This is a genomic window from Paenibacillus graminis, assembly GCF_000758705.1.
Classification (GTDB): domain Bacteria; phylum Bacillota; class Bacilli; order Paenibacillales; family Paenibacillaceae; genus Paenibacillus_AQ; species Paenibacillus_AQ graminis.
Genome location: NZ_CP009287.1, coordinates 3,326,699 through 3,341,157, shown reverse-complemented (window position 1 = coordinate 3,341,157; position 14,459 = coordinate 3,326,699). Strand labels below are relative to the sequence as shown.

Genomic DNA, 14,459 nt, shown 5'->3' with positions numbered 1-14,459 from the left:
CTGGTTATGCCTCCCCTTTTGGGAACTGCTCATTTAAAAAATCACGCAGTCGCTTGGCATGTATCGAATTAAGCCATATTGACTTGGCAGGCGTAACCGCGCCCTGCTCTCCTTCATACTCTTGCTGAGCTTCCAATATTGTAAGGCTCCCGTTATAAACCAATGCGACGGTCATAGCATTTAAAGCTTTCGACTGTGGTTCACTCATTGCTCATCAGCTCCTTTATCTGTGTGAACTATGGCACATGCCACAAACCACTCAGATGTTATGATTTGGCACGGAGGTGTTTACTTTGTCTACTATTACACGGATAGCAATCTTAATAATTTTGGTTGCAGCCACATCAATCTCCATCGTAAACAAGCGCAAGAAGTAATTATTTAAGCGATATAGGACAGAGGGTAGTTAACCCTCTATCTTGATGACTTCAAATTCACAAGGCTTTGATTTGCGTGACACCGTTTATCTCTCCTTATAGCGGCTATGCCCGCAACGTCCTCACTCAATTAGTGTAAAACTGGTAAAGGAGTTGATCTTAATGGGCATTGCTTATTGGATTGTCATTGTTTTAGTTATTGTTGTTGCTGGTGGATTAATTGGGCTTAAAAAACGCAAGTGATCTATTGGGCTATGACAGCCCATTGGTGTTGATTGATTTCTTAGATACCTGATCCATCCCTTTTCTTGTGAGTACTATTGTTCTTGACTGATATCTCTTTCATAACAAGAGATTTCGTGGATATTGATATTCAAAAGAGTATTTATCAATGAAGTTGATGATTGCTTGCTGCTTTTGGGAAATGGCTCTCACGTTCGACTCTCCCTTCGCTGTTATAATTCGTTGTTATATGAATTAATAGTGGTTCTACTTCGCCTTTCTGGACCTGGATCTCCATTCTTTCTCCCGTTTTTCAGCTATCTGATCAATCATGTCAGTTATGTAATCGAATGAATTCACGGCAGTAATCTGAGCTTACACAACACGTTGTCGCTTCGCTGGAGATACATGCAATCAGATAATCAACCTCTTCTAACTTCCGGTAAAGTTGTAGTTCATAGGATTCGAATATCGGTCCCATTTCTCTTATGTTGGTAAGATTCTGCCGATATGCTGCATCTCGAACCTTAGCCGTATTGATCAACTCCTAATCTTCAAAGCGTTCACCGTAACTGTAAACTATCGGTTCTTCCAATGGTCTTCCGAACACATCTGCCATCAAAGTGGCGAACACACCATATCTTTATCTTCAAATGACTGGAGCAAACGAACTTCTTTCGCTTTAAGGCTCCGGCCAGTGCGGCGGCTAGGAGATTCACCACCGGTTGTATCTGATTTTCACGCTGCCTTTTTTCTTGTTCCTTCTGTTGCTGAACGGCGAGTTTGTGATTGAATTCATCCCAGTCTTTTTCGTCAAACCAGAAGTGATCTCCGTATTTTTCACGATATACTGAAATCCAATATTGAAGGAGTTCATCAGTTATTTGGATTTTGTCGTGACAAGGCCAGCAAACCCTAAGTCCGTTCGTTTTTACACCCCGCCCCTTTCGGTCTCTGCTCCATACATGGTGAGTGGTATTTGATGCTGCGCTCTTACAGCACGGGCATACTTCACCTTGTTCTGCAATGAGTTCAGCAACATTGGAAAAATCACACCGATCCTTGGAACTCTGACCTTCGTTGGCTAATTTGACATAGCCATCCTCTGGCTGCGGGTTCGCCAATCACCTCACCTCTCCTGCCGAACCAGTTGACCGTATAAAAGAGCTGTGGTACGATAACTTTGAAAATTTGAAAATGCTACTTAAATGACTGCGTCCCTCAACGTGGTCATTTTTAATTCAATCCCCTCGGTTAACTCTTCCAATTTCCTGGTTGCTTCTTTTAACTGTTGGGCAGCTTGTTCAGTCAATCCCGGCATGTCGCCCACAACATAAATGTATTCACGCAAGGATTTGATACGGATTTCCAGCCGCCGCCTCACGACGCTGTTTCAAGCGTTCGTCCGTCATATATAATCCTCTGGTTGAAAGAATTGAACGAATTCCACAGCGTCAGCAAAATCAATCCGGCGAATATGGCTGTATTTGGCTACTTCAAAACGTTTCTTCAAATTACTCCAGATGAGTCGGCGATATTTCCCAACCATCTCATTGAATTTGAGATCGGATTCCTTGAACCGATGTTTTGTCAATTCGACCGTCTTGAGCTTAACAGCCTGATGTATCTGGTAGCATTCAGCATCCGTGAGAGTGACGCTATCACGAACCTCCTGTACCATCATTTGCACTTCTTCTTTATGTTCGGTGATCTCTGTCTTGAAAGCATTCAGGCCCTCGAACATCATCCTGAGTACCGCACCTTGCTGCTCAGTCATTTGGAGTTGCTGACCTACAACCGCCAACCATTGGCTTGTGTCTTCCATTACTGCACCACCTTTCTGCCGTTCACGGCTGGTCTTACTTGGTCAATAAAACTTTGAAGCATATCCAGGCTTTCATTTACACGTTTTTTCTCACTGCTGCTGGCGCTCGCGAGCGATCCAAGCATCAAAGCTGTAACACCGGCATTTTGTAGAAACTTTTTAACGTGGATATTAAACTGGACGGTGTTGGTGTCTGCTTCATACTGAAGCTTCTTGAGTTTCATCTTTGATTGCTGTTCGTCGAAGTCAGTCGGCTGCTGAAGCTTTAATGTTTCTAGCTCTTCCTGAATTCTTTTGTAACCAGCATTGAGGTCGAGAACCTTTTGAGACTCGGCTTCAATTTCCTTTTTCCACTTCGCATCACGCGCTTTAAGCGCTGCCTGAGCCTCCTTTTCCTTCCGGGCAATAAACACTTCATTTTCTTCTTACTGTCGCTCAATGGCGGCGCTGACCGCCTCTTCAACTTGATCTGCGGGAATAGAGTCTTTAAATTGCTGCCGAAGTAGTTCTTTTTCACGCTCGGCTGCATCAGCGCGTTCATTCGCTTCTTTGGCCGCTCTTTCGGCATCCTCAAGGCGTTCCTTGGTTTGAACAAATGCTTTATGAGTACTGATCATCCCGGCGTCAAGTTGTTCAATAATATCGGGAGTGGCATTTTCAGCAATAAATTTCGCCTTATCGTATTTGCGTCCAGATCCAAAACCAGATTGTTCGGCTACGATATCCCGGACCTGCCCTTTGCTTCCTTCAGGCAAATTTTCCTTTTCGGATGCAGATATGCGCTCTTTTGCCTTAATCCGTTCCAGTTCTTCAACCTTCACTCGCTGACCAAGATCCTTAACAACTAGGGGCTGACGGGTTATTTTATGTATGCTCTAAATTCAAACCTTTCCCTAACAAAATGGCACCAGCTACCTTGATGGAGTCTGGAGTGTAACCCCTCTACGATGCCGCCGTAATCCATGATATGCCCTTCTGGATCATCTTCTGACCGGAACCATACTGATACCTTTGACTGAGCCATGGCAGCAGTTAGGAAGTATGTATCACTCTCCAGGACTCTCAAATAATCCAATCCCATATTAAAATCAAATAAAAACGCCGTAAAAAAGCCACTGTAATCAGTTTGATAGATTAGTCAATCACAAAGTTTTTTAAGTGATTGAATTTTCTTCTACTGATTACAGCGGCCTTGAACATCTTAAAGTAATGGGCTTTGCCACTTCTTTATATTATTTCGTTCATAGTTATGCCAATAGATTATAACAACTCTTTAAAAAAACAATATTTCAGATTCATTAATCAACCTTTTTTAATCGCTGCGGTTTTTTAGGATCTAGTTGTGTCCAGTCCGATGCACCTCTGTCTGTGAAAATGTAGTTAGTGTCAGGGTCATCAGCAAATATTACATATACAGGGAATTTCGGCATAGAACTAAGCTTAGCTTTAACACTCACTATATCAGATTCAGAGTACCCTTCTACTGTAATCAAATATTCTTTTAGACTTTTTTCAAGTGAATTATATTTAAACTGAAGTGCTGCATAAATTCCAATAACGAGCAAAATAATAATAGATGCTGCAATAGTCATAAATTTTCTGATTTTAGAAGCACCTCCTGTAGTAAAAGCCTAGAAAAACAAACCAATAAAACTTTCCATACATATTAAGATATTTCAACAATAATATTAATATAACTTTCTTTTTTAAGATAATTGAAATGAAAAAATTAAGAATAATCATAACCCCCTGCAACAAAACAGGGGGTTCCGCGACAGCCTGAAACTACCTTTGTCAGTAATCGACTAAATAGCAATAAATGAGGTCATATAAATTACGAAGGGAGAGTTTATAACCATTGATGGAGTAACAAATCCTCTAAGATCGGGAGTATTGTTAATGTTCATCAAGTCTATTCCTTCACCATAATAAAATGCTTGCCAAACAAATTCAGAACAATAATTAGGAGAAAGGGTACCTAGTTGTGAAAAAGGTTGTATAGAATATTCTTTAACATAATGTCTATTCATGTATCCCGTCATATTATCTATTGTCCCACCATTTACAGGTAATGTCACATGAACAACCTTGAAGTCTGAATTCACAATTCCTGTATGCCCTACTATTTGAGAACTTGAACCTAGAGTTTTTGTGGAATAGAGGATATCTCCAATTCGCATCTGAACATTAGTCCCTGGATATGTAGGACCGATTTCTGCAAACGGCTGAATTAACCCTTCATCACTGTATGTATCCGTTGTTACAGTAGCCTGAGTAGCCTGATCAGTGATAAGACTTTCTTGAATATCAATCGTATTCGCGCTTTTGAGGAAATATGCGGATTTAAATCAATGAACAGAAAACAAGCCCAATAACCACTTAAGGGTTGATGGGCTTTTACTTTTGCCGATGCTTTCGGACTGCACGCTCGTTGCTTCCTATCCGTGTAATAATACAATTTTACATTTGGTATATTTATATTATGTATATGACGATATGGGGAATTTTCTCAAACACAAAGAAATACCCCACCAATACTGGCAGGGTATGGTACTTCCGTTACATCTATTTAATCCTTGCTGGAATAACGTGTAAATGTCATCCTTCTACTGCGGTGTACTCATCTACATTGAAGGTAAGTATCTTATCGAAAATCACGTATTCAGTCCGCTTACTAAATGGCCCTTTGTTCCAAACCTTTTTGAAAGCATATTTAGCCGGTCCTGTTCCTGCATCCTTTTGGTCATACCAGTCAATGAAGGCATTCACTTCAGACATGGAAAGATCGTATTCTTTTTCAGGCCGTTTGTCAGGTAAATCGTAAGAATTGCATGTCCGGTATCTGGCTGTCCCAATAGTATAGCCGATGCTTCATTCGAACTGATGCTTTCACCCGCTGCATTAACTGCGGTTACTACATAATAATATTTAACATCACTGGTAACGTTAATATCAGTATAAGTAGCATTTGTTACGTTAAAAGCAATTTTTTCATAGGGCCCCACAGATTATGCATTAATAACGTTCTCTACAGGTAACCCATCGTGTAAAACGCACCTGAATCACAAATGTCGGTATCATCGAACCAGTGTACAAAATCCCGCTCTTTGTCTACCCCAATGTTGTTTTCAAGAGATTCCCTCCCACTCTTCCCGAGCTTTTCCACGGACAAACGGGTTGAAATCCCTCTATTTATCATATCTCCCCAAATTGCTCAAACAAACAATATAACGGCTCCTAAGTTCAATACAACCAGAAAAGTAGACTTCTTCGAAAATAGTCTTTTCCGTCCCCTTTATTCCGCTGATGGAGCCCCATCCTTCTGCACCGCCTATATCCCTCTGAAGCATCCAAGATATCCACTTTTATCACTCTTCCACATCAAAAAGCGCTGTCGATAAGTAGCGTTCCCCTGTATCCGGCAAAATGACCACAATATTTTTCCCCTGATTTCCGGGACGTCTGGCAATCTGGGAAGCAGCGTAGACAGCAGCACCGGAGGAGATTCCCACCAGCAGACCTTCAGTTCTGGCCAGGCTGCGTGCAGTTTCAAATGCATGGCTGTTCTCCACCTGGACAATCTCATCCACAACCCCAAAATTAAAGTTGTCCGGCACAAAATTGGCTCCAATTCCCTGAATCTGGTGTCCGCCCGGTTTGCCTCCCGATAAAACCGGAGAGTCCGCCGGCTCAACGGCAACGACCTGCACTTCAGAATTTCTGGCTTTCAGCACTTCGCCCACTCCAGTGATAGTGCCTCCAGTACCTACACCCGCCACAAATATATCCACCGCTCCTCCGGTATCCCTCCAGATTTCCTCTGCTGTAGTTACACGGTGGATTTGCGGATTGGCCGGGTTGCTGAATTGCTGCGGAATGAATGAATGGGGGATTGATGCGGCCAGTTCCTCAGCTTTTTTAACCGCACCCAGCATCCCTTCCGCTCCCGGAGTCAGCACCAGTTCCGCTCCTAGCGCTCTGAGCAGCTTGCGGCGTTCCACGCTGAACGTCTCCGGCAGCACTATGATCAGTCTGTACCTGAGGGCTGCAGCAGCAAAAGCCAGACCAATGCCGGTATTTCCGCTGGTCGGTTCGATCAGTACCGAATCCTTGCGGATCAGCCCTTTGGCTTCGGCATCTTGTATCATGGCATAGCCGATACGATCCTTAACGCTTCCCGCCGGATTGAAGTATTCCAGCTTCCCGATTAATCTGGCTTCCACCTGATGACTCTTGGCGTAATTCGCCAGCTCCAGCAGCGGCGTGTTTCCAATCAATTCTGTCAGATTCTTTGAAATATTAGGCATAGCTACCCCTCCAGGCAATAAAAGTCATAAGTAACTTTGTACAAAAATCGTGCATATCAGTAATTCCGGGGGTTCATTGCTGCCCTAAGATCCATTGCCCCATATCACTAAGCACCTGCCCGTCTACCATACCAGGCGTATTATATTCGGCCGCGGTTCCCGCATCCTTGCCTTCGTAATTCACAAAAAAATGGTTGAGACCGGGGTAAAGCTTAAATGAAGCAGCAGCATCCCCCTTCAATACTTCTTTCCATAAGGAGAAGTCCGTTGCGGGATAGACCTGTATATCATCTCCCCCTTGGAGCACAAGTACGGGTTTGGTCAGCTTACGGGCCAGTTCAGCTGTATTATGCATATCCATCTCTTTGAAATAATAAGCAGGCATTTTAAAAACACCGGGTGCCGTCTTAGCCTGTTCAAGCGTCATCCCAGCCAGTGCCTTCGCCTTGGCGAGTTCGGCGTTAACTGCTGTAGCTGCCTGCGCTTTGACCGGGTCTGCATCCGGGAGAGAATGGATGGCCGCCATGTTCTGATCGTACATAATCTCCCACAGAGTCCGCGGTGAGCCTGCCAGCAGGATCAGTCCGGCGAAATTCCCGCCCTCGGAGTCGATTCTCGGAGCCAGCATTCCACCAAGGCTATGACCTGCCAGGTAGACATGGGCGGAATCCATCCGTTGGTCTGCTTTGAGCAAATTAGCAGCGGCAACCGCATCATCCACCACTTCATCCTTAACATTGATTGTAGCTGCTGCAGCTCCCGTAAACTGCTCAGGATAAGAGTAAGTCCGCTTATCATACCGGAGTACTGCAATGCCCTGTTTGGCCAGACTATAGGCGATATCCCTAAACGGTTTGTAGCCAAGCACTGTTTCGTCGCGGTCTGAAGCTCCCGAACCTTGGACGAGCACAACCGATGGTACGGGATGAGACGGATGTGCGGGGAGGGTAAGCAGTCCTTTCAGCGGATGCGATGTTCCTGCGCCAACGGTAACTTCCTCCTCTGTCACTCCCTCCGGGAGCTTAAGCTCCGGTGCAGCGGTAGAAGGGGCAGGAGGGGAGAACCAGAGGCCTGTAATTTTACCATTGCTGTTGACGGTTGTTGTGATCGCCAGGTCCCCCTTGGCAAAAGAGGCAGTGCCTGTAATTGTAATCTGCTTCCCATCCTGATGGCTGGATAAGAAAGTCAGCTTGTTGTACGCCCCATAGGGTTCCGCTAATCCTTCCCATGCCTGCTGGAGCTTCATCACGGATATCGCTGTTTTGGCAGTCTTATCGAAATACCGCTGCCACAACTGTTCATATTTACCGGAGGCCAGCAGGCCTGTGACTGTATCGGCATAATTTTGCGGCGTGTTAACCGTAGCCTGACCAGCAGCGGAATCATAGGCACTGATCAGACCCATGGCATTGAACAACGAAAAGGGTACATATACAAGATTCCCGCGAAGTATAACTTTCCCGTTAACCGCAAGCTTGTCTTTCCCATTAATCACCACTTCACCTGTCCCCAGCTTAATGGCAAGCTGCTGTCCACCGCGGCTTAATTCCAGTTTTTTCTCTTTTTGTATGTAGACAACTTCCAAACCCAGAGCTTTACCCGCCTTGCGGATAGGCACCATTAACATATCGCCGGTTATAAATGGAGCCTCATTGACAGGAAATTGAAGCACTTCATTGTTCACACTAAAAATCACCTTAGGTTCTGCTCCGTGAGCAGCAGGTGCCGGCCAGATCGATAAACCCAGCAGCACGCAGGCCAAAAGCAGCGTTAATTTTTTGCTCATGTTATTATCCCCTTTCTGATATCACATCCTTTTGGTATACGGATCACATGGGATATAGTTACAATTTTTTTCTTCGAATCGGCTTGTTCTATCCCGAAATGGCTTGTCCATGACAACCGGCTAAAAACGCGATCCCCGGCATTTCTGCCCAAAGACCGCGTTTATTCCTTCTAACTAGATGAAACAGGCACTCAAAATAATAACCAGCAAAATGTAAAGCACCAGAATTGCACCCGTAGAAGTGAACGGACTTACAACAGGACACTTATTAGCGCCACCCACATTACCGCCATAACCGCAATCTGCACCCATGAGATTACCTCCTTCAAAATAATCACTACACAACAGAATATGTATTCTTGCCCCTTATAGATTGGGCTAAAAGGTTTATATTTGGATCATCGCTTCTGAATATCCCAGCCAAAGAGCATCCTGTCTCCCTTTACGAAGGCTTGACAGGATGCTGTGCATTAATCGGAAACCAGAATTCCGTCAAAGCTCTCCGGACCGACACGAACCGAACCCAGAAGATTGGACGAGACGAAAGCGGTATAAGTCAATTGCGGAGTTATGGGCGGCTGAAAGTCAGCGGCGGAAAAAGCTATTACCTGCGGTGCCAAGACGCTTAAACTGAATGTAGAAGTTGCAGAGTATACTACAGGATCCGTAGGCAAGGTTCCTCTTACTATTCTAATCGTAATCCCTACCAGAGCCAGGGGAAGCTGAACAGAAATCGTTCCCTTGAGCAGCACACGCGGATTCGTCGTAACCCCTGCAGTAATCAGGCCAATCTGGCCGAACAGTTGAGGAGTGTTGATAACCAGAATCGGAATTGCAATAGAATTGGCGGTACTGGCATTCTGCGATGTTCTCGCATCCAAATAAGTTCCCATATAAGCACCTCCTTTCCTTCTCTATTGTATTAATGAAACCTATGAATTGCTTGGTCTTCTGGCCTGCGGACACTGCCTAAAATAGATTGCCGGCCTCCTGCCGGTAATCGGGTGTACTATATGCCTGTCAGTCCTTGGTAGAACCTTCCCTTTTATTGAACGCCAGCTCAAACAGTCCGGTAGCCGACAATCCTGCAAGTCCCCCTGCCCATAGACGCAAAATCAGATTCATATCTGTAAAAGGGTACGCTACAGCACCTACAAAGAGGCCGATAACGAGTCCAACAGCCGGAACGAGATTGCGCGGAAGGGTCACAGTGGTCTTGACCAGTTGAACCAAGGCTAAGACAAAAACTGCCAGTACCGAAGCAAAAGCCAGCACATTGTTCAGTGCCTCATTCACCATGTTCATCACACCTCCTTCTTGGGTGCAAAGAGACCTGCCCGGTACAACATCGTAATGGTTCTGTAAAAACCATAGCTGCCGCCGGAGGATGTATCCAGATTCACTTTCCGTCATCTCCTCATATCCTTTCTCTATATAGAATTCGCGTTCGGCTATTCTGCCTGTGCTGCCCCCTATGGGCTTGACTTGTGATTTTCATATTTTTACCGTTATGCCTACCGTCACAGCTACAGCAGAAAAAAATAAAACCTTTCTTCATATCTGGATGATTAGTACTCCAGTCCTATGAGAAAGGTTTTTGTGTGTTCAAGTATCTGCGGTCGTCTATCAAGATTATTCAGTATTGTTCTGCAGAAGATATTAACTGCATTTTTGCAATCGGTGAACCATTTAAATCTTTTCTTTTTAAAAATAGCACTTTAGTAGATTGCCCTGATCAGTGCAGTTCGATATAATAGCAAAAAAACAGCGGAGGTAGAAATGGACGACTCCAGTAGAAAAGAACCATTCCGATATGTGATGAACCAGCCCATAGAATGCTGGCTTGAGCTGCCTGCGGGCAATTCCGGTCCGGGCGCCGGAAAATTAACAGAAGGCGTACTGCTTGACCTTAGCCGTTCAGGCTGTAAGGTGCGCACTTCGCTGAACCTCCGCTTTACCGCCGGGGATACGAAGCTGATAATTCATTTCCAGCTGGCGGAAGACAAGCTGCAGTTCGAAGGCAGTGTGCGCTGGGGCTGGATGTTTGGACTGGGCCAGTTCCAGTATGGAATCCGCCTGGATTTGCAGGAGGCCGAAGAAGAACACTTGCTTAGGGAGCTTGAGATCTGGACGAACACGCGCCGAGCACAAGGATTATAATCCGCCCGTCATTATAGATGCCCTCCCAGGAGGACGTCTTTTGGCGATGCATCCGTCCTGCGCTTCAGCAGCGGGGTCAGTTTTCAATTCTCTTTTGAACCAGCAGTGTAATTACATAAATCAGCACGGCTCCAATAGCGGCTTCGAAGAGGAGCGGCCAGAGAAATTCAGTTGGTGTACCGAATAATTTCACCCCGCTGCTAACGGTCGAGGGATCAAAAATCTCAAAGCGGAACACGTTATCCAGGGCAGATATATAATTCCCCCAGAACTGCCGCTCCATAAAGGATAGTCCGTTCTCCACGACCATAAATACAGCAATGGCAATCCAAATGGTGCCTTTTATCCGAAGGCTTATAGCCAGGGTGAGGGCAAACATCAGGAGAACAAGTTCAAATCCGGCAGTCCACAGAAGATTGAGCACGCTCCATGATGCCACCGGCCAGAAATTCACCGGAAGAACGTCTGTGGAATACGCCAGAATATAAATGCCAAAATGAACCGCAGCAATGGCCACAACAGACAACAGCAGAACCCAGAAGAGCAGCAGCGGTGAGAGCACACTCTTAACCGTGGGGACCGGCAGCAGACGTCTGGCATAAGATTTTAAGTAACGGAAATAGCTGAAAAAAGCAAAGAGCAGCAGAGCAAAACTGAAACCGGCATACGTAATAATATGGAGCGTAATCAACCCGGCCCCCAATGAACTGTTAGAAATCCATATACCTGCCTGGACAAGAAGCATAATTACAAAAAATGCAAGAATTCGCTCCCGTCTGCTTCTCAAATCATATTTCATCAGTTTCAGCATTCCGCATACACCTCTCTGAACAGCTCATCGACACTTTTGCCGCGCTGAAGCCGCAGATCCTCCACTTCACTATGCAGCACAAGCTCACCTTCTTTAATAAAGATCACTTCGTCAAAAATCCTCTCGATGTCGGTCACGAGATGCGTGGAGAGCAGGATGGTACTGTCTTCCTCATAGAACTCCATCAGCGCGTTAAGGATATTGGTCCGGGCAACGGGGTCAACTCCCCCGATAGGCTCATCCATAATATATAATTTGGCCCGGCGCGAGAGTGCCATGGTCAGCTGCAGGCGTTCACTCATCCCCTTGGATAACGTACGTACTTTGTCCCGCCCGCTAAGCTTCATGAATTCCAGCATCCGTTTCGCTTTGCCAGGATCGAAGTCAGGGTAGAAATCCTGCTGGAATCTGAGGGCATCCCCCACATTCATCCATGATTCGGTTAGCGGGCGGTCCGGCATAAATGACACCAATGTCTTGCTCGCTTCCCCCACCGGTACGCCCAGCACCGAAATCTTCCCCGAGGTCGGCTGGGCCAGACCGGCAATCAGTTTCATCAGCGTAGTTTTACCACTGCCGTTGCTGCCGAGAAGTCCGACGATTTTACCGGCACCGAGTCCGAAGGTGACCCCGTGCAGTGCATGCTTGGAGCCGTATTTTTTGGTTACATCCTGTACCTGAAGTATCCTGTCCACCGTGATAATCCCCCTATGGTTTCGTTCTTATTTCAATATTCTCAGCCACAGCCGCCAGGATTTCCTCACTCTGAAAACCCAGCTCCTGCATGCCGCGGATAAAACGGTCCAGCACATCCTGTGCCATCTCTTTTTTAATTGTCAGAATCGTCTGTTCATTGCCGGTTACATATCTGCCCATCCCGCGCCGGGTTTCCACGATGGTCTCACGCTCCAGTTCCTGAAAGGTTCTTTGCACCGTATTCGGATTAATCTGCAGTTCAGCGGCCAATTCACGTACGGAGGGGATTTTGTCGCCCGGCTTCAGCTTGCCCGTCACGATCTCCCCTTTCATATAATTCATGATCTGGAGGTAAATCGGCTGATTATTGTCAAATTCTATGGTCATCAAGCAACGTCCCTTCGTCTGAATACCATAAATCCCGCCAGAAGAAACAGTAAGAAATATACAGCCAGCATGAGGATAGAGAATGGCAAAGTCATCCCCGGAAGCGGTGCCCCGCCGCCTTCATAGGCAGCCAGGTTCATGTTGGGAAACAATACATATTTGTAGAAATCGCGGAAGATGATCAGATTGCTGATCGTTAGGGCAAACATCGAAATCCCTATGGTTACTCCGGTAGAAGTCGTCAATATCCCAATCATAAAAGCCAGTGTTGCGTACATAACCATATAGACGCTGTTATAAAGCAAAGATGTGAGCACATCGCCAATTCCCAGGCCGCTGCCATTTCCAAACCACAGCATACCGGAAGCATATACCGCTGCTGCTGTTACCACGGTAAGGCTGAGTCCGTACAGCAGGACGGTCACAAATTTGGAGGCAAGAATGGCCGTACGGCTGCGGGCGCGGATCAGCAGGAATTTGATTGTTCCCTGACTGTATTCCTTGGCGACAATTCCCGCTGTCCCGATGATGACCAGAATACTCACCACCTGGCCGATGCTTGCCGGCAGCAGCATTTCTGCCGCAAATTGCGGACCGGAAGCAAACAAATCCTCCGCAACCGAATGCACAATGTATCCCACTACAAACGGCATTACAATCAGAAGCCCATAAGCGATAAAAAAGCTGCGTTTCTTCGCCATTTTCAGCCACTCATTCAGCACCAGATCGAAAAACTTACGCAATGCGGTTCCCCCCTGTCCATTTCAGGAATTCTTCTTCCAGACTTTGCTTATTATCCATAATGCGGTAGACTCTCACTCCCGCCTCACTGAGTGCAGCTATGAGCTCAGGCACTTGATCGTCCGGCATGCTTACAAGAACTTCGGAGTTAGCTTCATCCGTGCGGATGATCTGCACTTCAGCCTGCTTATGGATTACAACCAGCGCAGCTTCAAGCTTCCCTACCCTGATCGCCAGAGGGATCGCTCCTCCGGCTTTCGCTTCTTCTCCGAGCGGTGTGACGGCGATCAGCTTGCCGTTCTGAATGACTACAGCACGGTGGCATATCTGTTCAATCTCAGCAAGCATATGGCTGGAAATCAGGATGGAGATGCCTTCCACCTCTGCGATTCTCCGCATATAATCACGCATCTCCCGGATTCCCGCAGGATCCAGCCCGTTTGTAGGCTCATCCAGAATCAGCAGCTTGGGCGCATGCAGCAGCGCCTGGGCTATTCCAAGCCGCTGGCGCATCCCCAGAGAATAAGCTTTGACCTTTTTGCCCATAGCCTCCTGCAGGCCAACCAGCTGCACAACTTCATCCATCCTGGCATCCGTAATTCCGTCACTCATCCGCTGGTATTGCTTCAGGTTGTCATAGCCGGTCATATGTGGATAGAACTCCGGATTCTCAATGATGGCACCAATAGAAGCGATTGCCTTGTTGAAGTCTTTACGGATACTATGTCCCCCAATAAGCACATCTCCTTCCGACATACGAATTAAGCCGGTCATCATGCGGATGGTCGTCGTTTTCCCGGCTCCATTGGGTCCCAGCAGCCCGACAATTTCCCCCTTGCAAATATTAAAGGACAGTTCATTCACAATGGCCTTCCCCTTGATGATCTTGCTTACGCCTTGCATTTGCAGCACGATCTGCGGCTTCCCGTTAACTGCAGCTTCTAGTTGATATCCGTTCTGATTCATAGCACCCTCCTGGATTGAAATCAATATTGGTCAGTCAAAATGTTGAACGAGTGTTATATCGTATTGGTGTGTTAGTTAAATAGTACACTGGATCATAAATATTGTAAAGTCTATTTTCCTGCGCCCGCTAACCCGGTGCAAAACTGTCTTCCAGAACGACATCTTTTATCGTGGGAACTGC

Annotated in this window: 18 protein-coding genes; 1 reads left to right on the top strand and 17 read right to left on the bottom strand. The window is 46.2% G+C overall.

What is annotated here, in order from left to right:
• Positions 1-4 precede the first annotated feature (4 nt).
• The 12 genes from PGRAT_RS13850 to PGRAT_RS13800 all read right to left on the bottom strand — a co-directional run bounded on the left by PGRAT_RS13850 (position 5) and on the right by PGRAT_RS13800 (position 9,816).
• Positions 5-208 (bottom strand): hypothetical protein, encoded by a 204-nt coding sequence (locus tag PGRAT_RS13850; RefSeq protein WP_025706872.1) that lies wholly within the window; start codon positions 206-208, stop codon positions 5-7.
• Between the two features lie 954 nt (positions 209-1,162).
• On the bottom strand, positions 1,163-1,723 hold the full coding sequence (locus tag PGRAT_RS31200) for a hypothetical protein (RefSeq protein WP_051424760.1): 561 nt from the start codon (positions 1,721-1,723) through the stop codon (positions 1,163-1,165).
• A 284-nt stretch (positions 1,724-2,007) separates the two neighbouring features.
• Positions 2,008-2,424, bottom strand: coding sequence for an ORF6C domain-containing protein (locus tag PGRAT_RS13840; RefSeq protein ID WP_025706871.1), 417 nt, complete (start codon positions 2,422-2,424; stop codon positions 2,008-2,010).
• A complete protein-coding gene (locus tag PGRAT_RS31645; protein WP_051424759.1) occupies positions 2,424-2,837 on the bottom strand; it encodes a hypothetical protein in 414 nt (137 codons plus the stop codon). The genes PGRAT_RS13840 and PGRAT_RS31645 overlap by 1 nt, the downstream gene beginning before the upstream one ends.
• A gap of 12 nt (positions 2,838-2,849) precedes the next feature.
• On the bottom strand, positions 2,850-3,245 hold the full coding sequence (locus PGRAT_RS31640; RefSeq protein ID WP_051424758.1) for a hypothetical protein: 396 nt from the start codon (positions 3,243-3,245) through the stop codon (positions 2,850-2,852).
• Positions 3,246-3,722: 477 nt separating this feature from the next.
• Positions 3,723-4,016 (bottom strand): DUF3139 domain-containing protein, encoded by a 294-nt coding sequence (locus PGRAT_RS13830; protein WP_025706870.1) that lies wholly within the window; start codon positions 4,014-4,016, stop codon positions 3,723-3,725.
• 213 nt (positions 4,017-4,229) lie between these two features.
• Entirely contained in the window at positions 4,230-4,604 is a 375-nt protein-coding gene (locus PGRAT_RS33225) for a hypothetical protein (RefSeq protein ID WP_155990455.1), read from the bottom strand.
• 1,188 nt (positions 4,605-5,792) lie between these two features.
• Positions 5,793-6,731, bottom strand: coding sequence for a cysteine synthase A (cysK, locus tag PGRAT_RS13815; RefSeq protein ID WP_025706867.1), 939 nt, complete (start codon positions 6,729-6,731; stop codon positions 5,793-5,795).
• A gap of 73 nt (positions 6,732-6,804) precedes the next feature.
• Complete coding sequence (locus PGRAT_RS31635; RefSeq protein ID WP_051424757.1) at positions 6,805-8,517, bottom strand: alpha/beta fold hydrolase; 1,713 nt, start codon at positions 8,515-8,517, stop codon at positions 6,805-6,807.
• Between the two features lie 174 nt (positions 8,518-8,691).
• A complete protein-coding gene (locus PGRAT_RS34340) occupies positions 8,692-8,829 on the bottom strand; it encodes a YjcZ family sporulation protein (protein WP_238326846.1) in 138 nt (45 codons plus the stop codon).
• Positions 8,830-8,987: 158 nt separating this feature from the next.
• Positions 8,988-9,410 carry a hypothetical protein gene (locus tag PGRAT_RS13805; RefSeq protein ID WP_025706865.1) on the bottom strand — a complete coding sequence of 141 codons (423 nt, stop codon included), beginning with the start codon at positions 9,408-9,410 and terminating at the stop codon, positions 8,988-8,990.
• A gap of 127 nt (positions 9,411-9,537) precedes the next feature.
• Positions 9,538-9,816, bottom strand: coding sequence for a holin (locus tag PGRAT_RS13800; protein ID WP_036705831.1), 279 nt, complete (start codon positions 9,814-9,816; stop codon positions 9,538-9,540).
• A gap of 480 nt (positions 9,817-10,296) precedes the next feature.
• On the opposite strand from PGRAT_RS13800, the gene PGRAT_RS13795 reads away from it, so the two are divergent.
• Positions 10,297-10,677, top strand: a complete 381-nt coding sequence (locus PGRAT_RS13795) for a PilZ domain-containing protein (RefSeq protein ID WP_025706863.1) — start codon at positions 10,297-10,299, stop codon at positions 10,675-10,677.
• 76 nt (positions 10,678-10,753) lie between these two features.
• On the opposite strand, the gene PGRAT_RS13790 is transcribed toward PGRAT_RS13795, so the two are convergent.
• The 5 genes from PGRAT_RS13790 to PGRAT_RS13770 are packed head-to-tail and all read right to left on the bottom strand — an operon-like array spanning position 10,754 to position 14,278.
• Positions 10,754-11,488 carry a hypothetical protein gene (locus tag PGRAT_RS13790; RefSeq protein ID WP_025706862.1) on the bottom strand — a complete coding sequence of 245 codons (735 nt, stop codon included), beginning with the start codon at positions 11,486-11,488 and terminating at the stop codon, positions 10,754-10,756.
• The gene (locus PGRAT_RS13785) at positions 11,482-12,183 is read right to left on the bottom strand and encodes an ABC transporter ATP-binding protein (protein WP_025706861.1); all 702 of its coding nucleotides are present in this window, start codon (positions 12,181-12,183) and stop codon (positions 11,482-11,484) included. The genes PGRAT_RS13790 and PGRAT_RS13785 overlap by 7 nt, the downstream gene beginning before the upstream one ends.
• Positions 12,184-12,196: 13 nt before the next feature.
• Positions 12,197-12,571, bottom strand: coding sequence for a GntR family transcriptional regulator (locus PGRAT_RS13780; RefSeq protein ID WP_025706860.1), 375 nt, complete (start codon positions 12,569-12,571; stop codon positions 12,197-12,199).
• A complete protein-coding gene (locus tag PGRAT_RS13775; protein ID WP_025706859.1) occupies positions 12,571-13,314 on the bottom strand; it encodes an ABC transporter permease in 744 nt (247 codons plus the stop codon). Before PGRAT_RS13775 ends, PGRAT_RS13780 begins: the two co-directional genes overlap by 1 nt.
• A complete protein-coding gene (locus tag PGRAT_RS13770; protein ID WP_025706858.1) occupies positions 13,307-14,278 on the bottom strand; it encodes an ABC transporter ATP-binding protein in 972 nt (323 codons plus the stop codon). The genes PGRAT_RS13775 and PGRAT_RS13770 overlap by 8 nt, the downstream gene beginning before the upstream one ends.
• Positions 14,279-14,459: the final 181 nt, after the last annotated feature.